Below are 20575 nucleotides of genomic sequence, written 5' to 3' on the forward strand. Positions count from 1 at the left end.
GCCGGGCCGCGCCCGCTCATGCCCCCGGGTGCTCGTCCCGGTTCCCGGGGGCCCGCACCTGCTCGGCGAGGGTGACCGCGACCAGCAGCTGTTCCGGGCCGGGCCGGCGCACCCGGGTGCTCGCGGTGAGCAGGAACCGCCCGTCGTCGGGGCCGCTCCCGGCCGGGAGCTCGATCACGTCCATGGTCGGGAGCCCCTCCCGTGCCATGTCGATCCGGCGCCGCCCCCACGTGAGCGAACCGTCGCGATGCAGCACCGGGCTACCAGGGGCGTCCCCGGTACCCACCGGCCCGTGCTCGTAGCGGGCCCCGTCCACGTCGAGCACCTCGACGATCATCGACTCGACCGTGGCCACCAGGTCCCGGGCGGACGAGCCGTCCGCCGCCATCCGCGCGGCGTGCGCGACCCCCTCCAGGTATCTCTGCCTGCCCTCCGACCGTGACCGGTGGCGACGCCCCCACCAGCAGATCTCGGTGACGGCGACCCCGATCGCCAGCAGCAGCACGGCCGTCTCGATGTCGGCCGCGGTGCGGATCGCGAAGGCGTAGTAGGGCACGGTGAGGAAGAAGTCGAACGCCGCGGCGGAGGAGACCGCAGCGAGCAGCCCGGCCACGCGGTCCCCGGCGACCGCGGTCGCCACGATCACGAGCACGAGTACCAGCGCGGCGCTGGTGTTGGCGAGCACCGCGCGCAGCTCGCCGGCGCCGTAGGCGACCACCACGGGGCCCACCGCGCCGGCCCATCTCATCGTCGTGCTCCCGGTCGCCGGCATCGGACCAGCACAGCCCTCGGCGTGACCCGGGACAAGCCCTGCTGACGGGATGTTGACGGGTATCGCGGTGCCCGGTCCCGGCGCCCGTTCACCCGTGACGAGTCCCGACGGAGTGGACCCGCGGCACCGTCCGGATCATGGTCCCGCTCGCCGCGGTGGCCGCGATCGTGCTCGTCGCCGGCGGGGTCGTGCAGCCGCTGCGCGCGGGCGTCGAGGTCACCGGTGTGGACGGTGCGACCCACACACTTCCCCTGGCCCCGGCCGCGTCGCAGGAGGCGGTCAAGGAGCTGGGCACCAACGGGGGCGGGATCTTCAACGCCAACTCCGCGCACCCGTTCGAGAACCCGAACCCGTTCACCAACATCGTCGAGATCTTCCTTGCGCGGCGGCGGCCTCACCGCCGGTCCGGTCGGCTCCGTCGACCGCACACGCACCCTCGCCGACGACGCCGGTGCCACCTTCCACGCCGTCGTCGGCGACGGCGAGGCCGGCGCCGTGACCCGGGCGCTGCTGGACTTCGCCCGCGGGGTCAACGCCACCCAGCTCGTGCTCGGCACCTCTCGTCCGCAACCAGGGAAGGCTCGTCGACCGTCGGCAGATCCTGCACGACGTGTGGGGGGCCCTCCTACGACACCGAGACGCACTCTCTCCGGGTCCACCTCGCCCAGATCCGGCGGAAGCTCGAGCCCGTGCCCGCCGCTCCCCGATACCTCATCACCGAAGCCGGGATGGGATACCGGTTCGAGCGGTGACCGGAGGGGACGGGCACGAGCCGTCCGGCGGCGTCAGTGGTGGCCGCGGCCCTTCCCGCCGAAGACCTTCTTCAGGGTCTCCTGCGCCTTCGCCCGGTTGCGCGGGTCCTGCGCGTAGCGCTTCGCCTGGTCGGCGTACTTCCTGCCCTGCGGGCTCTTGAGGAACTCGGACACCTTCTGGAACAGGCCGGGCATTCATCTCTCCTGGTTCTCGTCCGGAGGTCCGGGCGGGCCCCGGTCACCCGAACGGTACCGACATCCCGGGCGTGGGCCGCCGGTCCCGGTGCCGACCGACGGGGCGGGCGGGTCGTGCGGGCCGGTGTGGACACCCCGGCTAGGCTCGATCGCCGAGGCCCGGTGCGGCCTGCCGCCCGCTCGCCGTCAGGCGTGGTGAACGCACCGACCACGGTCGTCGCCGGCGTTCCAGCGGTGTCCGTCCAGCAACGCGGGCACTGGACCGATGACACCGTGGACAGGCCGACGATGGACCTCACCACCGACGCTGCCAAGGCAGCGGCCCGCTCCCTGCGAGCCGATCTTGCGGAGCAGCACGTCATGATCAGCCATGCCCGCGCGCTGGAACTGGTCGCTCACCAGCTCGGGTTCCGTGACTGGAACACCGCGAGCGCGGTCCTGGACCGGAGCCGGGACGACGCTGCGGGGCTCGGCGCGCCCGTTCCGATCCTGCGCGTCCAGCGCTTCGACGACGTCCGCTCGTTCTACCTGCACCACCTCGGGTTCGTCGTCGAGTGGGAGCACCGGTTCGAACCCGGCATGCCGATCTACGCCCGCCTGGCCCGTGGGGCGACGAGGCTCGACCTGTCCGAGCACCACGGCGACGGAACTCCCGGTTCGGCCGTGTGGGTACCGGTGGCCGACGTGACGGCGCTCCACCGGGAGCTGCGCCGGACGGCGCACCCGTCGATGCGGCCCGGGATCGAGCAGGACGCCCCGGGCGGCCCGACCCTGACCGTCATCGACCCGTCGGGGAACACCCTGCGCTTCTGCGAGGCGGACTGACCCGGTGACGCCGAAACTCGGGTGCGCCGGACCATCGCAGTTGCGATAGCCCGGCGTGTGGAGCTGCAGGACGTCGACCACGTCCTGGCGCGGCCCTGGGTCTGCCCACGCCGGGACCACCGGGCGGCTACCGATTCAGGCGGGCCCGAGTTCGAGGAGGGTACGGCCGTCGGAGACCGGGGCGTGGTCGCGGAGCACGAGCCCGGCACCGGCGGCGAGCGCAGGGTGCAGACCACGAGGTCGACGGCGTCGTCGTCGACCGGGAGCGCGACACGACCGCCGGTCCCGCGCCACGGTCAGTCCGACCGTGGGCGGCGGCGCAGCCTCCACCGGTACGCGTCCGTCGCGGCAGCGAACAGTAGGAGCACGGCGAGGACCGCGATCGCCCATGTCGGCATCCCGAGCCCCGCCACTCCGGCCAGGAGGGCCAGGCAGATCAGGGTCACCCAGCCGACCGGTAGCTCGCGTGGTCCGTCGCGGTCACCCGTCGACCCGTGGTCGTCGTCCTGTGCCACGGTCGTTCTCCTGATCGCAGTTACGTCCGGCCGCTCGTGAGCTGACTGGCGCGCTGATGCGAGACCCCGATGGCGTCACCGAGATCCCGCATCGACAGGCCCTGTCGCTTCAGCTCGACCGCCGCTTCACGGAGCTCGGTGGCCGCGGCGGACCGAGCCTCGGACTCCACGCGGCGCAGTCGCCGAGCCTCGGCGAGGTGCTTCGCCGCGGTCTCGGGCAGATCCACCTCGACGTCGAGCGCCGCGTCGGACTCGCCGGTCATGATGTAGATCAGATCGATGGCCATCTCCGGCACCTCGGCCAGGGTGCGGGCCTGGGTGACACGGTCGATCTCGACGACGTGGACGTGCCACACCTTGTCGGCGCGGCTCACGTCGACGGTGTAGCTCATGTCCGCCACCAGCCCTTCCCCAGTTCGGTCTCGCACTCGTCGACCTCGCGATGACGTGGGATCGGGTTGATCGTCGTCCCGATCCGGTAGACGGTGTGCTCGGCGCCCTCGCGGTCGAGGCCGAAACTCACGCTTCGGCGCTCCGCCTCGCGGCTGATGCGCTTCACGATGTCTCTCGCCTCGTCACGACTGTGGTCTACCCCGCACCGGACAACCAGAGTTGGAATTGTCTACCCCGGACTAGACGGCAGTGATTCGAGCTCTGCCGGCCCGACCGCACAGCGGCGCACGACCTGAACGATCAGCTCGGAGGCCCGGCCCGACCGGATCGCGATGCCGGACGAACGGTCCGGCTGCGGCTGAGCTGTTCGAGACTGCGGCCGGCCGGCACTACCGTCCTGGTCGTGGACCGGATCGACGACGCGCACCGGCAGCCGTCGTACGGGGTGGGCCTGGAGTGGGGTGCGGCGGGAGCCGACGCGCTCGGTCCGGGGTGCCACGTGGCGGTCGTCGTCGATGTCCTCAGCTTCACCACGACGCTCACGGTCGCCGCGGACCGCGGGATCACGGTGTACCCGTACCGGTGGCGCGACGCGGCGGCAGCGACGTACGCGGCGGAGCGCGGCGCGGTTCTCGCCGTGGGCCGTTCCCGGGCCCGGCCGGGAGAGATCAGCCTGTCCCCGGCGAGCGTCCGCACCGCGCGGCCGTCGCCGTCGCGCCTGGTCCTGCCCTCGCCGAACGGTTCGACGATCTCCGCGCGGCTCGCCTCCGGTTCGACGGAGGTGATCGGGGTCTGTCTCCGTAACCGGCAGGCCGCCGCGGAGTGGTTGTGCCGCCGTCGTCGTACGGATCCGGCCCTGCGGGTGGCAGTGATCGCCGCAGGGGAGCGGTGGCCCGGCGGTGCGCTCCGCCCCGCCGTCGAGGACCAGTGGGGAGCCGGAGCGCTGATCGAAGCGCTCGTCGCACGGGGTTGGGACGACCTGTCGCCGGAGGCCAGGTCGGCGGTCGGAACCTTCGACGCGGTCGCCGGCGACCTCGGCAGGGCGCTACGTCACTGCGCCAGCGGCCGTGAGCTGGTGGACCTCGGCTACCAGGACGACGTGCGGACGGCCGCCGAGCTCGATCACAGCGAGTCCGTCCCGTTGCTGAGCGGAGAGGCGTTCCTCGCGAGCTGACCCCGGACGCCGGCGGGTCACCGTGACTCGGGATCCTGGCCCCGGGCGGCCCGCCCGCCGTCGACCGGCAGCACGACCCCGCTGACGAAGGCGGCGGCGGGGGACAGCAGGTAGGCCACGGCGTCGGCGACCTCCTCCGCGCGCCCGACACGGCCCAGTGGATGGATCTCGCCCATCTCCTGCCGCGTCCGGGCCGCGAGTTCGGGGCCCTGCCGGTCGAGCAGGTCCTCGTAGCGGTCGGTCGTGATCGAGCCCAGGGCGACCGCGTTGACCCGGATCCCGTCGGGGCCGTGGTCGACGGCGGCGGCACGGGTCAGTCCCTCGACGGCCGCCTTCGCCGTCGCGTAGGGAAGTGCGCCTCGTACCGCGCGCTGTGCCTGGTGACTCGACACGTTCACGATCGACCCGGCCGTGCCGCGGTCCCGGAACCGGCGCACCGCGACGGCACAGCCCACCAGGACCGGTGCGAGGTTCGCGTCGACCAGCGCGACGAGATCCTCCGGCGGTCCTGTGTGGAGGTCGGCGTCGCGGAAGACGGCGGCGTTGTTCACCCAGCCCGCGAGCTCGCCCGTCCGCTCCGCGAGGTCGGCCGCGCGTTCTGCGATCACCGGGTCGCCTGCGCTCCCGGTGACGGCGGCGACCCGGTCGCCTGCGGGGTGGGTGCGGGTCCAGCCGACCTCGTCGGGGTCCCGCTCCAGGACGACGACGGCGTGGCCCTCGGCGAGCAGTTTCTCGGCGATGGCGCGACCGACCCCGCGGCCGGCGCCGGTGACGACGTACGACGAGACCATGGGCGCCATCATCCCGACCGCGAGGTGGACCCGGGGGCGATGCTGCGATATCCGGTTGACCGGCGAGCGAGGGTCGAACGATGCACGAGCCCTTGGCTTCGGAGATCCTGGGTCTCGGCCCGTGTGCTCGGGTCCTGCTGATCAACGCTGACGACTTCGGGATGCATCCCGCCGTCAACCGCGGAATCCTCGCGGCACTCGACCACGGCATCGCCCGATCAACCAGTCTGATGACCATGTGCCCCGGCACCGACGAGGCCATCGGCGTCCTCCGACACCGGCCGGACATTCCGTTCGGGATCCACCTCACCCTGGTCCGGGACCATCCCGCGGACGACTGGAGACCGCAGGCCGGTGCTGACGAGGTGTCATCACTGGTCGACGAACGGGGACGCTTCCCGCTGCATGCCGACGCCGCGGATGTTCTCCGGCGGGTTCGTACGGAGGAGGTCGCCATCGAGTTCCGTGCTCAGATCGCCACCGTCATGGACGGAGGCCTGCGTCCCACCCATCTGGATTTCCACTGCCTTGCGGATGGGGGACGGCCCGACCTGCTGGCGGTCGCCACGGACCTCGCCGAGCAGTACGGACTGGCTGTTCGCGTGTGGCTCCCGACCAATCTCGTCCGCCCACGGGAAGCAGGGCTTCCCGTCGTCGATCATCCTTTCGTCGACAGCTTCACCATCGATCCCGGAAGGAAGGCGTCTCTGTACGAACAGATGTTGCGCGATCTGCGGCCAGGACTCACGGAGTGGGCGGTCCATCCAGCCGTCCACCACGCCGGAGCGCGAACCCGCGATCCGCACGGCTTGGCCGTCCGAACGACCGACTACGAGTTCCTCACCTCGCCCCGAGCCGCCGAGGTCATCTGCCAAGAGGGCATCACGCTGGTGGACTACCGTCCGTTCCAGCGCCTGTGGCGTGACAGGGGGGTCGGGAGTTCGTGATGCGAGCGGCCGGGACTTCTCCGCGGCGCTACTCGCCATGGCATGACGGTCGAGCGAACACGGATCACGGGGCCGTCCGTGCTCGGCCGCCCAGCGCCGTTACCTGCGAGGGTGGGGGTGGAGAGCGGCGGCAGCCGAACGGCGCGCGTCCTCTGGGTGGTCACCGAGCCCGATGATGAGGTTCGTACCCATCGGGAGGAGCACCTCTCCGAGCGGATCCGAGAGATCGTCGAACAAACCCGAGAGCTCGAGGCCGACGTAACCGTGCAGCATGCTCCACAGCTGCGCTGCGACCGGCTCTGCCGGAACGCCACGTAGACGGCCCTGACCGCTACCGCGTTCCACCGCATGAACGAGGTGCAGGAACGCCTGGCGGGCGGGGCCCTGGGTTGCGGAGATCCCGGGCGACGGAGTGGGGCGTTGCCCGCCGGGCGCGGAGAGCCCGAACATCAGGTCGTACAGGTGCGGGCCGCGGCGCGCCGCGGCCCGGTAGGCCAGGGCGAGACCGGCGATGTCGGTGATCGCGTCCTCGGTGGAGGGGACGGCGGCGAGGGTCTGATCCAGACGGTCGAACCCGAGATCCACGACGGCACGCAGCAGGGTGGGCATGTCACCGAAGTGGTGGTAGATCGCCGAGGTCGAGGCGCCGATGTCCTTGCCGAGCCCGCGGGCGTTGAGTGCCTGCGGCCCCTTTTCCTCCAGTGCCCGAGCTGCCGCGTCGATCAGCTGCTCACGTTTGCGGGTGGCGCGTTCGGCGCGACTCATCTTGCTCTCCAACCTGCAACGCCGTTACAGTACTCGACTTGTAACGATGTTACAGCCAGGGAGGGGACGTGATGTCGATGCGGGTACGGGCCTGCGCGACGCGACACCGGCCAGACGGCGAAGGTCGCGGCGGAGCGGCTCATGGACAGTCGCTGCCGAGCCCATGACGACCACGATCGTCAACAGGCACGAGCGAACCCTTCCTGCCGGGAGCGAGGTGCTCGCGCCGTCTCTCGACGGCCTGGGAAGCTCGACCGACCGTCTCTGGCCTCACCGGGACTGGCCGGCGATCGAGTTCGAGGGTGCCATCGGTATCGGCGTCGAGGGCCGGCACGGGCCGATCCACTACCGGCTCACGGAGTACGAGCCCGGACGGCTCCTGCATTTCACCTTCCTCCCCAGCCTCACCCTCGAGCCCCGCGGGCACCACCGGTTCGAGCTGCATCCGGTCAGCGCCGCACGATCTCTCCTCCGGCACGAATTGCAGCTCGTCGACCCTTCGCCCGGAGTCGTGCTGATGTGGCACCTGGTCATCGAACCGCTGCACGACGCCCTGATCGAGGACCTGCTCGACAACGCCGTGGGGCTGACGAGCGACCGGGCCGCAGGGAGTCGTGATACGTCCGGTACCGCCCCGGCATCGGTCGGCTCCGGCGTGTGCCGGACGGGATGGTCGCGCCGCGTGAGACTCATGCGACCCGTCGCGCTGCCGCTGCTGGCGAGTCTCGGCTGACGACTTCCCCGGAGCTGCTCCGTCTCCGTCGCGGGTCAGCCGCGCAGCCGGTCCAGGACCGCGTCCGGGACGGCCGGAACGTCGGGCGCCGACAGCACGTCGACCGGCGGCGTCGTCGCCTCCGGAGCCCGGTGCGGCACGGTCGCCCCGCGCGCCGGGCCGAACCCGGTGTCCACGGTCAGCGGTGTCGGCGTCGCCGTCAGCGACCCGGGCGCGACGCACTCCAGCAGGGCGACGGCGTCGTGCAGTGCGACGGCGTCGCGGCCGTACCGGTCGCGGTAGAAGTCGCGGTAGGGCGCGATCATCGCCCGCAGCTCGGCGCACACCGCGTCGCCCGCGGCGAGCGCGTCGAGCCACTCCGGGCCGGCGGCGCAGCCCAGCGTCGTCTCCAGCGGTACCAGCGCGACCGGCACCCGGTCCTGGGTGAGCACGCGGTGCGCGGCCTCCGGGTCGGCGTGGACGTTGAACTCGGCGGCGCCGGTGACGTTGCCGCCGCCGATCGCCCCGCCCATGACGACGATCCGGCCGATCCGGCCGGTGAGCTCGGGATGCGTGGCGAGGAGCAGGGCGGTGTCGGTCAGCGGGCCGATCGAGGCGATGGTGACGGGCTCGGTGGTGTCCTCCAGCACCTGCGCCATCAGCTCGATCCCGGAGCCGGGGCGCGGCGCGACCGGATCGGGCAGGTGCGCCGCGCGCCCGCCGAGGCCGTCCTCGCCGTGCACGTGACCGGCCCGGCGCTCCAGCCGATGCACCAGCGGCCGCTCGGCACCGGTCCCGAGCGGCACGTCGGTGCGGCCGGTCAGTGCGAGCAGCCGTCCGGCGTTGTCGAGGGTGCGGTCCAGCCCGACGTTGCCGAACGCCGCGACGACCGCGCGGACGTCCACCTCGGGGCTCCGCAGGGCGAGGACGAGCGCGACGGCGTCGTCGACGCCCGGGTCGGTGTCGATGATCAACGGGGGCACCCCGGCAGGGTACGGCCGGACCGCGGCACCCCCGCGGACTCACTCGCTGCGGGTGGGCTCGTCCTCGTTCTCGGCGTCGAGCTCGGCGGCCGCCGCCCCGGTGACGCCGGAGTCGTCGGGGGAACCCGCCGGGCGCGGGTTCCCCTCGTGGTCGCGTTCCTCGCGGACCGTCCCGGTCCCGCCGGAGGTCAGCTCGCCGGTACCGACGTCGGATCCGTCGTCGGGCTCGCGGTGCTCGGTCACGTGGGTGCCTCCCGTCGTCGTGTGCAGGCGGAGGTACCCGCGGAGCGCGCACCGCACACGCCTAGGGTCGGGTCCGTGCGACCGCAGGACGATCCGGAGCAGGCCCGGCTGTTCACGCTCACCTCGCTGCGCTGGATCCTGCGGCACCGCGCCTTCACCCCCTGGTACCTGCGGCGGTACTGGCGGCTGCTGGTGCTGCGGGTCCGGCACCCGCACGTCGTGCTGCGCGGGATGGTCTTCCTCGGCAAGGGCGTGACGCTGGAGGCCCGCCCCGGCCTCGGCCGCCTGGAGATCGGGCGCTGGGTGCACATCGGTGACGGCACCGCGCTCCGCTGCCACGAGGGATCGATGCGGATCGGCGACAAGGTCGTCTTCGGCCGGAACAACACCCTGAACTGCTATCTCGACGTCGAGGTGGGCGCGGCGACGCTGGTCGCGGACTGGGTGTACGTGACGGACTTCGACCACCGCACGGAGGACGTCCACCGCCCGATCAAGGACCAGGGCATCGTCAAGTCGCCGGTGCGGATCGGCGAGGGCTGCTGGCTCGGGGTGAAGACCTCGGTGCTGCGCGGGACCCGCATCGGCTCCGGCTCCGTGCTGGGCGCGCACGCCGTCGCCCGCGGGGACCTGCCGGCCGAGTCGATCGCCGTCGGGAGCCCGGCCCGGGTGGTGCGGGACCGCCGGGCGGACTTCGAGGCCGCGGCCGCCGAGCGCGCTGCCGTCGCGGACATGGCCCGCAAGGCCGACCGGGCCCTGCGCGCCCGGCTCGACCGGGCCTGAGGCCCGGCTCAGGACCGGTCGAACAGGTTCCCGGTGGGGATCTTCGGTCGGGCCAGGTCGTGCGGGCCGTCCGCCCGGGCACCGGCGTAGATGGCGGCGGTGCGCTCGGCGATCGTCGGCCACGCGAAGTCGGTCCGCAGCCGTGCCCGTGCCGCGCGTGCCCGGCGCCGGGCGGCCCGCGGGTCGGCGAGCGCCCGGTCGACGGCGTCGGCGATGCCGGGCAGGTCTCCGGGTGTGAAGGCGAGGCCGGTCTCGCCGTCGCGCACGACCTCGCCGAGCCCGCCCGCGGTGGAGGCGACGAGCGTCGCCCCGACGGCGGCGGCCTCCAGCGCGACGATCCCGAACGGCTCGTACCGGCTCGGCAGGACGACGGCGTCGGCGGCGCGCAGCAGCGCGGTCAGGTCGGCGTCGGGCAGGTGGCCGAGGAAGTCCACCGACCGCCTGACGCGGTGCGCGGCGGCGCGCTCGGCCAGCATGGCGGCCTGCGTCCCGGTCCCGGCGACCAGCAGCCGGGTGCCGGGGTGGCGGCGTCGGATCCGGGGCAGCGCCGCGATCAGGTCCTGCACGCCCTTCTCGAACTCCAGCCGTCCGAAGTAGACCAACCGCGGCCCGGACGACGACGGCACCGGCGCGGCCCCGCGGGTGCGCCAGCGACCGGGGTCGATGCCGTTGTGCACCACGTGCACGTCGTCGGCGTCGAGGTCGTAGAGGGCGGCCACCTCGGCCCGCATCGCGGACGAGCAGGTGATCACCTCGTCCGCCCGCTGGGCGAGCCACCACTCGGTGGAGTGCACCTGACGGTTCATCGGGCCCGGCAGCCAGCCGGAGTGCCGTCCGGCCTCGGTGGCGTGCAGCGTCGTCACCAGCGGGACGCCGAGCACGTCGGCCAGCGCGATCGCCGGGTGCGCGACCAGCCAGTCGTGGGCGTGCACGACGTCCGGCCGCCAGCCGGGCAGCAGCGCCGTCAGCGCGTGCCGCAGCAGGCCGTGCCCCATGCCGAGGGTCCAGGCGACGAGATCGGTGCCGAACTCCAGGTGCGGCGGGTCCTCCGCGACGCGCAGCACCCGGACGCCGTCGACCGTGTCCGTGACGGTCGGGTGGGTGCCGGCGTCGGTCCCGGCGGGGGCCCGCGACAGCACGACGACCTCGTGCCCGAGCACGACGAGCTCGCGGGCCAGCGCGTGCACGTGCCGGCCCAGCCCGCCGACGACGACCGGCGGGAACTCCCAGCTGACCATCAGCACCCGCATCCGGAGATCCTGGCAAACGCCGCCGGGGCCGGTTACCCCCGGGTAGTCGGGAGTCCTCCGGGCGCGGCCAGGTCCCGGGCGTCGACGTGCCCGAACACCGGCGCCGTGGCGTCCGTCCAGTGCGCGGCGCGGCGTCCGGCCGCGCGTCGCCGTCCCGCGCGAAGCAGGCCGGACAGCTCGGCGACCCGCCCGGCGTGCGTCGCGGAGCGGGACCGGGCGTAGTCCGCCGCGGAGTCCTTGCTGACCATGAACGCCCAGTCGCTGGACAGCGCGTGCAGCGCCTGGTCGACGAGCAGGTCCGCGAGCGGGTCGCGGGCATCGGGCCGCAGCAGCGGGCCGTCGCCGGGAAGCACGGTGTCGACGCCGGCGAGCAGGTCGCGCTGGACGTCGTCGTTGCGGGCGACGACGTCCGCGACCTGCGGCCCCGCCCAGACCCGCCAGTCCTTGCCGGACCCCCACGAGCACTCCGGCAGCGTCACCGGGTCGCCGACGAGGCCGTCGTCGATCGCGCCGCCGAGCGTCCGCACCGCGACCCCGGCCTCGGGCAGCAGCCGCAGCACCGCGGCGAGCCAGTCCGGACCCTCCTGCCACCAGTGCCCGAACAGTTCCGTGTCGAAGGCCGCGACGGTGAGCGCGGGCCGCCCGGTCGTCCCACGGAGCGCTCGCAGCCGGGCGACGACGGTGTCGACGAAGTCCCGGGCGTCCCGCTGCACGGCCCGGGCGGCGAGGTCGGGGGAGTACGGCTTCTTCCGCTCGGACGGCACCCGGCGGCCGGTCACCCGGGCCGGTTTGAGCCCGGACGCGTGGTCCCAGGTGTGGAAGTCGCGGTACTCGGCGGAGCCCGGGTAGCCCTTGCGCGGCGACCACACCCGGTAGGTGACGTCGAGGTCGCGGCCCACGCAGAGGACGTCCGAGTCACCGACGGGGCGGGCCAGGGCGGTGTCCCCGCGCAGCGCCGGGCCGTCGACGAGGAACCGGCCGACGCCCGCCGTCGCGTAGTCGTGTTCCATCCCCGGCGCGTAGCCACACTCGGGCGCCCAGATCCCGGCCGGACGCGACCCGAGTCGCAGCGCGTGGTCGGCCAGGCCGGCGCGCAGCGAGAACCGCCGGACCCGCGGGTCCAGGAGCGGCTGGAACGGGTGCGCGGCCGGCCCGCCGAGCAGTTCGACGGCGCCGGAGTCCCGCAACGACCGCAGCGCGGGCGAGCCGCCGTGCCGCCAGTGCGCCTCGAACTCGGCCGTCGCCGTCGTCGACAGCCGGTGCTCGTGCGCGGCGAGATCGGGCAGCCGTCCGGCGGCGGAGTGCGCCCGCAGCGTCCAGCCGCCCAGCCAGTCGTGTACCCCGCGCAGGCAGTACGGGTCGTCGAGCTGCGCGGCCAGCACCGGGGTCACGCCGAGCGTGGCGAGCCCCCCACGCCCCTCGGCGGCCAGCTCCCGCAGCGTCGCCACCACCGGGAGGTACGACTGCGCCCACGACTGGTAGAGCCACTCCTCGCCCACCGGCCAGCGCCCGTGCCGGGCCAGCAGCGGCAGGTGCGAGTGCAGGACCAGGCAGAACGTGCCGACTCGCGCGTCCGTCACGGGCGGGCCGCGTGGGTCGTGCGGGTCGTCGCCGACACGAGAAGGTCGAGGGACCCCGCGAGGTCGCGGTCGTGCAGCTCGAAGTCCGCGGCCCGGACCGCCGCGACGTCGGCGGTCAGCTCCGCCGGCCACGGCTCGCCGGAAAGCGCGAGCGCGGTCTGCGCCTCGATCAGGCCGCCGTGGCGTTCGTCCATCGCGCGCAGCCGCGGACCGTGGTGCAGGCCGCGGACGCCGACATCGTCGAACCCGGCGTCGCGGGTCATTCCGGCCAGCTCGTCCGGGTCGAGCTCGCGGGTGTGGAACGGGTTCAGCGGGGTGTCCCGGCCGGGGGAGAAGGTGATCCGGTTCGGGGTCGAGACCAGCAGCCTCCCGCCCGGGCGCAGCACCCGGCGGCACTCGCCGAGGAACCGTTCCTGGTCCCACAGGTGCTCGATGACCTGGAGGGACACGACGACGTCGACCGAGGCGTCCGGCAGCGGCAGCGCCACCAGGTTCGCCCGTGCCACCACCACACGCGGGTACCGGGCGCGGACGTGCGCGACCGTCGCCGGGTCGTAGTCGAGGGCCAGCACCCGGTGCGCGGTACCGGCGAGCAGGTCCGCGCCGTAGCCCTCGCCGCAGCCGGCCTCCAGCACCGTCACGCCGTCGCAGTCCGCGGCGATCGCCTCGTAGACGACCTCGTGGCGGCGGAACCAGTAGTTCTCGACGGCGAGCCCCGGCACGGTCCGCTCGCCGGTGAGGGGCAGGTGATCCGCCCGGTCGGCCCCCACGTCCGTCATCGCCCGCACCCCGCGCCGTTCGCCGCTTCCGGACGACGGTCGTCGCCGGTGACGCCGAGTCGATCAGGGGAGGTGTGGCCGGTGGACGGACCGGCCGACGGGTGGCTGCTCACGCTCGGAACGGTGTCAGACCGGCCCCGCCCCGCGTACGCCCGGGCTGGCCGCACCCTCCCGGACGCACCGCACCCGCCCGGACACGCCGCACCTGCCCGGGGCGCCGCACAGGACCCGGCGCAGCCGCACAGGCTCGGGCGCAGCCGCACAGGACTCTCGACCACCGAGCGCCCTACCGCCCGCACAGCCGCACAGGTTGAGGCGCTCCCGCACAGGTTCGAGGGCCGTCGGACAGGTTCCAACCGGTGCGGGGGCAGGTGAACCTGTGCGGTTCGCTTCGCGGCGATGTCTCGGGGTCACGGAGTCGCGATGCAGCGACGGCAGGTCGGGCCCGGCGGGCTGTTCAGCGATGCCAGCCGCCCGCCGCGCAGGCTCGCCACGGCCCGCCTCGACCTCGGTCTGATCCTGGCCCGCGCCCGGCGCCCGGACGAGGCCGCGGCACTCGGTGTGCTCGCGTTCGACGCCGGTGTGCTGGTCCCGTCGAACGCGTGGCGCGCCATCGAGCTGGACGACGCGCTGGACGGGTTCCGCGACGTGCCGGAGGTGGCCGAGCTGCACGCTCGGCGACGCGCCATCGCCCCGTAGCGGCCGCACCGGCTCGGGCGCTCCCGCACAGGCCGAGCGCTGCCGCATAGCTCGGGCGCAGCCGCATAGCCCGGGCGCAGCCGCATAGCTCGGGCGCAGCCGCATAGCTCGGGCGTAGCCGCACAGCCTGGGCGCTGCCGCACAGGTTCGGGGGCGGCCGCACGACTTCGAACCTGTGCGGCTGCCCGCGATCCTGTGCGGCTACCGGCGAACATGTGCGGGTGCCCGCGAAGGTGTGCGGCGCGGCGTGGCGACGGCTCCGGTGCGGAAATCCGGACGCGGAGGGCAACGTCCGGGCCCTCCCGGACGTCCTCGGATCGGGGGACCCGACGCCGAGGAGGACGCACAGCATGCGCGAGACGCTCACCGACGAGGGGATGCTGTCCCTCACGATCACCGGCCGGACCGGGTCGTGGCTGGTCTCCGGGGTGCTGGGCGACGAGGACCTCGACCTGCAGGGCATGGACGACGCCGCACTGGCCGACATGCTGCGCGCACTGCTGCCCACCCGTACGGCGCCGACCTCCGGCCTCGAGACGGCCGCCGGGTCCGAGTGCCAGGGGGCCGGTGCGCCCGTCCCCGCGGCACCGCGGCGCGGCCGGCACCGCCGGGCCGGCTGAGCACCGCCGGGCCGGCTGAGCACCGCCGGGCCGGCTGAGCGCCGGCGGCACGGGCTCCCGGGGCGCGCTACGCCGCCGTCGTCACCCGGTCGGTTCACCTGCCACGGACACGACGCCGCCGACGTCGTTGCGCAGCCACGCCAGCAGCGTGCCGTCGTCGAGCGTCAGCGGCACCTCCGGCCCGCCCCACCCCAGACGGGTGGTCGGCCGGTACGCCAGCGCGTCCTCGAGCATCGCGGCGAGACCCTCGGTCGCGCGGACCGTCGTCCCGTCGTGCTCGACCGTCCGGCTGCCCGGAACGTCCTCGTCGGCGTGCGCGCCGGTGCTCAGGACGTAGCCGGTTCCCAGACGGTCGTCGAACCCCGTCACCTGCACGTCGGCTCCTTCCTGCCGGTGCGTGAGGTGCCGACGGTAGCGAAACCCGTCCCCCGTCCCGCGGACGCGCGGTGTGACGTCGTGCGTGACGACGGTGACGAGTGCCGCCCGTGAGTACGGTCACGGCGCCGGCACGTTTGCCAGGTGGCTACTCGTTGGTAACAATGAACGTCACAGTGGCACGGCGTGCCATTACGGCACGACGCTGGCAGAGTCATCGGCTACATGGCGGGCGCGACGCCGCGGCCCACCCCCGCTCCTGCCGGAGCGCGCGGCGCAGCACCGTCACGGTGACGCGATGCGGGTACGGCCCCGGACCACCGGGACCGGCCCGCTGGACGAGGACGACGCGGCCTGTGCACGAGCCCAGGCCGCCGCGGCAGGAGGTCGAAGAGGTCCTATGAAGATCGTGGCCCTGGTGAAGCAGGTGGCCGACACCTACTCGGAGCGGAAGCTGTCCGACTCCGACCACACCCTCGACCGTGAGGGGACCGAGGCGGTCATCGACGAGATCAACGAGCGTGCCGTGGAGCAGGCCCTCCTGGTGAAGGAGGCGGCCGGCGAGGGCGAGGTCGTGGTCGTGTCGATCGGCCCGGACCGCGCCACGGACGCGATCCGCAAGGCGTTGTCGATGGGCGCGGACTCCGCGGTGCACCTGTCCGACGAGGCGATCCACGGTTCGTGTGCGGTGCAGACCGCTCGCGCGCTGACGAAGCTGATCGGCCGTCAGGAGGGCTGGGACCTGGTCATCGCCGGGAACTCGGCCTCGGACGGTCAGATCGCCGCGGTGCCGGCGATGGTCGCCGATCTGCTCGGTGTGCCCGCGTTGACGTGGGCGAACGAGCTGTCGGTGTCCGGGTCGACGGTGACGGTGAAGCGGGAGACCGACGACGGTGTGACGCACCTGTCGGCGGAGCTGCCGGCGGTGGTCGCGGTCGGTGAGAAGTCCAACGAGCCGCGCTACCCCTCGTTCAAGGGGATCATGGCGGCGAAGAAGAAGCCGGTGGAGAGCCTCGATCTGGCCGGTGCCGGGATCGACGCCTCCGAGGTGGGTCTGGCGAACGCGCTGACCACGGTGACCAGCTCGGCGCCGAAGCCGCCGAAGCAGGCCGGCGAGAAGGTGACCGACGAGGGCGACGGCGGGGCGAAGATCGCCGAGTTCCTGGTCGGTCAGAAGCTCATCTGATCCGGGTTTCGGTTCCTGCTTCTTCTTCGTAATTGGAGACATACGACATGGCAGAGGTCCTGGTACTCGTCGACCACACCGACGGGGAGATCAAGAAGACCACCTACGAGATGCTGACCGCGGCGCGGGCGCTGGGTGCGCCCTCGGCCGTGGTGGTGGGTGCCGCCGGGGTGGCGGACAAGCTGGCCGACGGGCTGGCCGAGCACGGCGCGGAGAAGATCTACGTCGCCGAGACCGACTCGACCGACTTCCTGGCCCCCGAGGTCGGGGTGCTGGAGTCGCTGGTCGGGTCGGTGGGCCCGGCGGCGGTGCTGGTCGTCGCGGCGGCCAACGGCAAGGAGGTCGCCGGCCGGCTGGCGGTGCGCACGAACTCCGGGCTGCTGTCCGACGTGGTCGGCGTGACCGCCGACGGCGTCCAGCACTCGATCTTCGGTGGTGCCTACACCGCGGAGGCGAAGGCGAACACCGAGCACCCGGTGATCACGGTGCGTCCGGGTGCGGTCGACATCGAGGCCTCGGCCGGTGCGGGTGCGCGGGAGACCGTCGAGGTCCCGGCGCCGTCCGGGCGTCAGGCCACGGTGACCGGTCGTGAGCCGATCACCGGTGGGTCGCGTCCGGAGCTGACCGAGGCGACGGTGATCGTCTCGGGTGGTCGTGGTGTCGGTTCGGCCGACGACTTCACCGTCGTGGAGGGTCTGGCCGACTCCCTGGGTGCGGCCGTGGGCGCTTCGCGTGCGGCGGTCGACTCGGGCTACTACCCGCCGCAGTTCCAGGTCGGGCAGACCGGTAAGAGCGTGTCGCCGCAGCTCTACATCGCGCTGGGCATCTCGGGTGCGATCCAGCACCGGGCCGGGATGCAGACCTCGAAGACGATCGTCGCGGTGAACAAGGACGAGGAAGCACCGATCTTCGAGATCGCCGACTACGGCATCGTCGGTGACCTGTTCAAGGTCGCCCCGCAGCTGCAGGAGGAGGTGACGAAGCGCAAGAGCTGACGCTTCGTCCCACGACGACGCCCGGGTGCCTGGTGCACCCGGGCGTCGTCGTGTGTGGGAGGCCCGTTCACCTGCTCCTACCTGCGACGACACCGCGGACGGGTGAGTCGGGCGGCGTTCACGTGGCCGCCACCGCCGTGTCGACGCGGAACCGTCCGGGTGTCGCGCGCGGCCGGTACCAACACCCGCGTGAACCAGGTGATCGTCTCGACCCCGGAGACCGCGGCCCGGCGGTACTCCCTGCTGCTCACGACCGACGCCGGTGACGTCGCCGCGGCGCAGGCGCTGCGCCACCGGGTGTTCGCCGACGAGATCGGCGCGACGCTGGACACCCCGGTGCCCGGCCGCGACGTCGACCGCTTCGACGAGTTCTGCGACCACCTCGTCGTCCGCGAGGACGCGACCGGCGAGATCGTCGGCACCTACCGGATGCTCCCGCCCGACCGGGCGCGCGCGGCCGGCGGTCTCTACGCCGACGCCGAGTTCGACCTCACCGCGCTGGACCCGCTGCGCCCGGAGCTGGTGGAGACCGGCCGGTCCTGCGTGCACCCCGACCACCGGGGCGGTGCCGTCGTCGGGCTGGCGTGGGCGGGCATCGCCCGCTACATGTTCCTCACCGGGCACCGCTGGCTGATCGGCTGCGCCAGCGTCCCGCTCGACGACGGCGGCGCGCAGGCCGCCGGCGTCTGGGACCGGGTGCGGGCGAAGCACCTCGCGCCGCCCGAGTACCGGACGACGCCGCGCCGCGGCTGGGACCCGGCCGGCGCCACGCGGCACCGCACGACGACGATCCCGCCGCTGCTGCGCGGCTACCTGCGCCTCGGGACGTGGGTGTGCGGGCCGCCGGCCCACGACCCGGACTTCGGCGTCGCCGACTTCCCGGTGCTGCTGGGGATGGACCACATCGACCAGCGCTACCTGCGGTTCTTCCTCGGCGAGTCGGACGGTGCCGGGGCGGCCGCGGGACCCGCGGCATGACGCTCACCGCCGGCACCGCCGGCACCGCCGGCACCGCCGGCGCCGCCGGCGCCGCCCGTACCGCCGGGCCGCCCCCGGCTCTTCGCACCCCGGCGCACCACCCGGCCCGCGCGGCCCTGCGCACCCCGGTCCCCACCGCCCCCGACCACACCGACCACCCGACCCACCCGGCCGAACCGGCGTCGGTGCGCCGCCCGGGCGGGCCCTGGGCGACCTGGTCGCCCTGCACCCCCGACGACTGCCTGCCGGCCCGTGCGACGACCGGACGGTTCCGGCTGGTCTACCGCACCGTCCTGCTGCTGGCCGTGCTCGTCGCCGCCGTCTCGCTGGTCCCGGCCGCGGCGCTGCTCGGCGCCCGGGTGCTCGGCGCGGTCCTGCGGTCCCTGCACCGGGCGGTGCTGCGCGCGGCCGGGGTGCGGCTGGTCGTCCGCGGCGGGCCGCTGCGCCCCGCCGACGGGCGGGGCGCACTCGTCGTGGCCGACCACACGTCCTGGATCGACATCCCGGCGCTCGGCGCGATCGGCCCGGTCACGATGCTCGCCAAGCGGGAGGTGCGCGACTGGCCGCTGATCGGCCTGCTGGCCACCCGGATCGGCACCCTGTTCGTGGACCGGGAGGGACTGTCCCGGCTGCCCGGCACGGTCGCGGCGACCGCGGACGCGCTGCGCGAGGGCACCCTGGTCGGGGTGTTCCCGGAGGCGACGACCTGGTGCGGGGCCGTGCGCGGCGACTACCGGCGTGCGCCGTTCCAGGCGGCGATCGACGCGGGCGTCGCGATCCGGCCGGTGACGGTCTCCGTCACCACCACGGACGGCCGCCCGACGACGGCCGCCGCGTTCGTCGGCGAGCAGACCCTCGGCGACGCCGTCGGCCGGGTGCTGCGGCTGCCGGGGCTGGTCTGCGAGGTCACGGTCGGGGAGCTCGTCGAGCCCGGGGTGGACGACCGGCGGGCGCTGGCGGCCCGCGCGCGGGACCGGGTGCGGCACGGGCGATAGCACGCGCGGGCCCCGGGCGAGCGACACGGTCGTACACCACGGGATTACCCTGGAGTCCGATGACGTACCTGGACCACGCGGCGACCACACCGATGCTGCCCGCTGCCGTTGCCGCCATGAGCGACGCGCTCGGCCGCACCGGCAACGCGTCGTCGCTGCACTCGTCGGGCCGGCGGGCCCGGCGCGAGGTCGAGGAGGGGCGCGAGCGGATCGCCGCGGCGGTCGGGGCGCGCCCGTCCGAGGTCGTGTTCACCACCGGCGGTACCGAGAGCGACAACCTCGCGGTCAAGGGGTTGTACTGGGCCCGCCGCGCGGAGGACCCGCGCCGCACCCGCGTGCTCGTCTCGTCGGTCGAGCACCACGCCGTGATCGACGCCGCCGAATGGCTCGCCGCGCACGAGGGCGCCAGGCTCCGGCTGCTCGAGGTCGACCCCGCGGGCCGGGTCCGCCCGGAGACGCTGCGCGCCGCGCTCGCCGAGGACCCGGAGGGCACCGCCCTGGTCTCGGTGATGTGGGCGAACAACGAGGTCGGCACGGTCAACCCGGTGCGCGAGCTCGCCGCGGTGGCGCACGAGTTCGGCGTGCCGTTCCACACCGACGCCGTCCAGGCCGTCGGGATCCTCGACGTCGACTTCGGCGCGTCGGGCGTCGACGCGCTCACCCTCACCGGGCACAAGCTCGGCGGGCCGTACGGGGCCGGGGCGCTGCTGCTCGGCCGCGAGGTCGACTGCACCCCGCTGCTGCACGGCGGCGGCCAGGAGCGCGACGTGCGGTCCGGGACCCTCGACGTCCCGTCGCTGGTCGGGCTGGCCACCGCGGTCACCGAGTCGGTCGCGTCGGCCCCGCGCCGTCGCACCGAGCTGGCCGCGCTGCGCGACGAGCTGGTCGACGCGGTCCGCGCGGCGGTGCCGGAGGCCGTCCTGAGCGGCGACGCACTCGACTCCCGGGTCGACGGCGGCCCCGGCCGGCTCCCGGGCAACGCGCACCTCGCGTTCCCCGGCTGCGAGGGCGACAGCCTCCTGATGCTGCTCGACGCGCACGGGATCGACTGCTCCACCGGGTCCGCCTGCACGGCGGGCGTCGCGCAGCCCAGCCACGTGCTGATCGCGATGGGTGCCGACGAGCACACCGCACGCGGGTCGCTGCGGTTCTCCCTCGGGCACACCAGCACCCGCGCCGACGTCGCCGCCCTGACCGAGGCGATCGGCTCGGTCGTCGAGCGGGCGCGGAAGGCCGGACGCGCCCCCGCCGCGGTCACGGGCTGATCC

At 73.9% G+C, this 20575-nt stretch carries 26 protein-coding genes and 1 pseudogene; 14 read left to right on the top strand and 13 right to left on the bottom strand.

Annotated features, from left to right (window positions below):
* Positions 1 to 16: 16 nt before the first annotated feature.
* Entirely contained in the window at positions 17 to 748 is a 732-nt protein-coding gene (locus PP1_RS22630) for a DUF4118 domain-containing protein (RefSeq protein ID WP_249266043.1), read from the bottom strand.
* Positions 749 to 888: 140 nt separating this feature from the next.
* On the opposite strand from PP1_RS22630, the pseudogene PP1_RS22635 reads away from it, so the two are divergent.
* Positions 889 to 1152: pseudogene (locus PP1_RS22635) on the top strand (potassium-transporting ATPase subunit KdpA); the annotation flags it as partial.
* Between the two features lie 288 nt (positions 1153 to 1440).
* The gene (locus PP1_RS31610) at positions 1441 to 1524 is read left to right on the top strand and encodes a hypothetical protein (RefSeq protein ID WP_369821694.1); all 84 of its coding nucleotides are present in this window, start codon (positions 1441 to 1443) and stop codon (positions 1522 to 1524) included.
* 33 nt (positions 1525 to 1557) lie between these two features.
* Here PP1_RS31610 and PP1_RS22650 read toward each other — a convergent pair whose 3' ends face one another.
* A complete protein-coding gene (locus tag PP1_RS22650) occupies positions 1558 to 1719 on the bottom strand; it encodes a hypothetical protein (RefSeq protein ID WP_010232490.1) in 162 nt (53 codons plus the stop codon).
* Between the two features lie 273 nt (positions 1720 to 1992).
* Here PP1_RS22650 and PP1_RS22655 point away from each other — a divergent pair, with 273 nt between their 5' ends.
* Positions 1993 to 2544, top strand: a complete 552-nt coding sequence (locus tag PP1_RS22655; RefSeq protein ID WP_202968871.1) for a glyoxalase superfamily protein — start codon at positions 1993 to 1995, stop codon at positions 2542 to 2544.
* Positions 2545 to 2840: 296 nt separating this feature from the next.
* On the opposite strand, the gene PP1_RS22660 is transcribed toward PP1_RS22655, so the two are convergent.
* From PP1_RS22660 to PP1_RS22670, 3 genes are read right to left on the bottom strand one after another with little or no spacing between them, the layout of a single operon-like run.
* Positions 2841 to 3059 (bottom strand): hypothetical protein, encoded by a 219-nt coding sequence (locus tag PP1_RS22660; RefSeq protein WP_010232487.1) that lies wholly within the window; start codon positions 3057 to 3059, stop codon positions 2841 to 2843.
* 20 nt (positions 3060 to 3079) lie between these two features.
* Positions 3080 to 3433: a hypothetical protein gene (locus PP1_RS22665; RefSeq protein WP_139323950.1), complete on the bottom strand. Its 354-nt coding sequence runs from the start codon at positions 3431 to 3433 to the stop codon at positions 3080 to 3082.
* A 14-nt stretch (positions 3434 to 3447) separates the two neighbouring features.
* Positions 3448 to 3582: a hypothetical protein gene (locus tag PP1_RS22670; RefSeq protein WP_255357010.1), complete on the bottom strand. Its 135-nt coding sequence runs from the start codon at positions 3580 to 3582 to the stop codon at positions 3448 to 3450.
* 273 nt (positions 3583 to 3855) lie between these two features.
* Between PP1_RS22670 and PP1_RS22675 the strand changes: the two genes are divergently transcribed.
* Positions 3856 to 4626 (top strand): 2-phosphosulfolactate phosphatase, encoded by a 771-nt coding sequence (locus tag PP1_RS22675; protein WP_010232484.1) that lies wholly within the window; start codon positions 3856 to 3858, stop codon positions 4624 to 4626.
* Positions 4627 to 4643: 17 nt separating this feature from the next.
* On the opposite strand, the gene PP1_RS22680 is transcribed toward PP1_RS22675, so the two are convergent.
* Positions 4644 to 5417, bottom strand: a complete 774-nt coding sequence (locus PP1_RS22680) for an SDR family NAD(P)-dependent oxidoreductase (RefSeq protein WP_010232483.1) — start codon at positions 5415 to 5417, stop codon at positions 4644 to 4646.
* 80 nt (positions 5418 to 5497) lie between these two features.
* Here PP1_RS22680 and PP1_RS22685 point away from each other — a divergent pair, with 80 nt between their 5' ends.
* Positions 5498 to 6364: a ChbG/HpnK family deacetylase gene (locus PP1_RS22685; RefSeq protein WP_010232482.1), complete on the top strand. Its 867-nt coding sequence runs from the start codon at positions 5498 to 5500 to the stop codon at positions 6362 to 6364.
* Between the two features lie 99 nt (positions 6365 to 6463).
* Here PP1_RS22685 and PP1_RS22690 read toward each other — a convergent pair whose 3' ends face one another.
* Positions 6464 to 7129, bottom strand: a complete 666-nt coding sequence (locus PP1_RS22690; protein WP_010232481.1) for a TetR/AcrR family transcriptional regulator — start codon at positions 7127 to 7129, stop codon at positions 6464 to 6466.
* 163 nt (positions 7130 to 7292) lie between these two features.
* Here PP1_RS22690 and PP1_RS22695 point away from each other — a divergent pair, with 163 nt between their 5' ends.
* Positions 7293 to 7862, top strand: coding sequence for a hypothetical protein (locus PP1_RS22695; protein WP_010232480.1), 570 nt, complete (start codon positions 7293 to 7295; stop codon positions 7860 to 7862).
* 35 nt (positions 7863 to 7897) lie between these two features.
* Here PP1_RS22695 and PP1_RS22700 read toward each other — a convergent pair whose 3' ends face one another.
* Together PP1_RS22700 and PP1_RS22705 are read right to left on the bottom strand one after the other, a co-directional pair.
* On the bottom strand, positions 7898 to 8824 hold the full coding sequence (locus tag PP1_RS22700) for a nucleoside hydrolase (protein WP_010232479.1): 927 nt from the start codon (positions 8822 to 8824) through the stop codon (positions 7898 to 7900).
* A 39-nt stretch (positions 8825 to 8863) separates the two neighbouring features.
* A complete protein-coding gene (locus PP1_RS22705) occupies positions 8864 to 9067 on the bottom strand; it encodes a hypothetical protein (protein WP_082398813.1) in 204 nt (67 codons plus the stop codon).
* Between the two features lie 75 nt (positions 9068 to 9142).
* On the opposite strand from PP1_RS22705, the gene PP1_RS22710 reads away from it, so the two are divergent.
* Complete coding sequence (locus PP1_RS22710; protein ID WP_010232477.1) at positions 9143 to 9850, top strand: acyltransferase; 708 nt, start codon at positions 9143 to 9145, stop codon at positions 9848 to 9850.
* An 8-nt stretch (positions 9851 to 9858) separates the two neighbouring features.
* Here the strand turns inward: PP1_RS22710 and PP1_RS22715 are convergent, their stop codons facing one another.
* Genes PP1_RS22715 through PP1_RS22725 form a run of 3 tightly spaced genes read right to left on the bottom strand, consistent with a single transcriptional unit; the run spans position 9859 to position 13459 of the window.
* Positions 9859 to 11100, bottom strand: a complete 1242-nt coding sequence (locus tag PP1_RS22715) for a glycosyltransferase family 4 protein (RefSeq protein ID WP_010232476.1) — start codon at positions 11098 to 11100, stop codon at positions 9859 to 9861.
* A 32-nt stretch (positions 11101 to 11132) separates the two neighbouring features.
* On the bottom strand, positions 11133 to 12680 hold the full coding sequence (locus PP1_RS22720; RefSeq protein ID WP_010232475.1) for a 1,4-alpha-glucan branching protein domain-containing protein: 1548 nt from the start codon (positions 12678 to 12680) through the stop codon (positions 11133 to 11135).
* Positions 12677 to 13459 carry a class I SAM-dependent methyltransferase gene (locus PP1_RS22725; protein WP_033199847.1) on the bottom strand — a complete coding sequence of 261 codons (783 nt, stop codon included), beginning with the start codon at positions 13457 to 13459 and terminating at the stop codon, positions 12677 to 12679. The genes PP1_RS22720 and PP1_RS22725 overlap by 4 nt, the downstream gene beginning before the upstream one ends.
* A 423-nt stretch (positions 13460 to 13882) precedes the next feature.
* Here PP1_RS22725 and PP1_RS22730 point away from each other — a divergent pair, with 423 nt between their 5' ends.
* Positions 13883 to 14158, top strand: coding sequence for a hypothetical protein (locus tag PP1_RS22730; RefSeq protein ID WP_010232473.1), 276 nt, complete (start codon positions 13883 to 13885; stop codon positions 14156 to 14158).
* Between the two features lie 350 nt (positions 14159 to 14508).
* Positions 14509 to 14778: a hypothetical protein gene (locus PP1_RS22735; RefSeq protein WP_010232472.1), complete on the top strand. Its 270-nt coding sequence runs from the start codon at positions 14509 to 14511 to the stop codon at positions 14776 to 14778.
* 81 nt (positions 14779 to 14859) lie between these two features.
* Here PP1_RS22735 and PP1_RS22740 read toward each other — a convergent pair whose 3' ends face one another.
* A complete protein-coding gene (locus PP1_RS22740) occupies positions 14860 to 15153 on the bottom strand; it encodes a hypothetical protein (RefSeq protein ID WP_010232470.1) in 294 nt (97 codons plus the stop codon).
* 400 nt (positions 15154 to 15553) lie between these two features.
* Here PP1_RS22740 and PP1_RS22745 point away from each other — a divergent pair, with 400 nt between their 5' ends.
* From PP1_RS22745 to PP1_RS22765, 5 genes are all read left to right on the top strand, one after another.
* Positions 15554 to 16339 (top strand): electron transfer flavoprotein subunit beta/FixA family protein, encoded by a 786-nt coding sequence (locus PP1_RS22745; RefSeq protein ID WP_010232469.1) that lies wholly within the window; start codon positions 15554 to 15556, stop codon positions 16337 to 16339.
* Between the two features lie 47 nt (positions 16340 to 16386).
* Entirely contained in the window at positions 16387 to 17334 is a 948-nt protein-coding gene (locus PP1_RS22750; protein ID WP_010232468.1) for an electron transfer flavoprotein subunit alpha/FixB family protein, read from the top strand.
* Positions 17335 to 17523: 189 nt separating this feature from the next.
* Positions 17524 to 18312 carry a GNAT family N-acyltransferase gene (locus PP1_RS22755; protein WP_075315215.1) on the top strand — a complete coding sequence of 263 codons (789 nt, stop codon included), beginning with the start codon at positions 17524 to 17526 and terminating at the stop codon, positions 18310 to 18312.
* A complete protein-coding gene (locus tag PP1_RS22760; RefSeq protein WP_083697220.1) occupies positions 18309 to 19307 on the top strand; it encodes a lysophospholipid acyltransferase family protein in 999 nt (332 codons plus the stop codon). Before PP1_RS22755 ends, PP1_RS22760 begins: the two co-directional genes overlap by 4 nt.
* Before the next feature lie 59 nt (positions 19308 to 19366).
* Positions 19367 to 20572 (top strand): cysteine desulfurase family protein, encoded by a 1206-nt coding sequence (locus tag PP1_RS22765; protein WP_010242533.1) that lies wholly within the window; start codon positions 19367 to 19369, stop codon positions 20570 to 20572.
* Positions 20573 to 20575 lie beyond the last annotated feature (3 nt).

Origin of the sequence: Pseudonocardia sp. P1, from assembly GCF_000178675.2 — a bacterium.
GTDB lineage: Bacteria > Actinomycetota > Actinomycetes > Mycobacteriales > Pseudonocardiaceae > Pseudonocardia.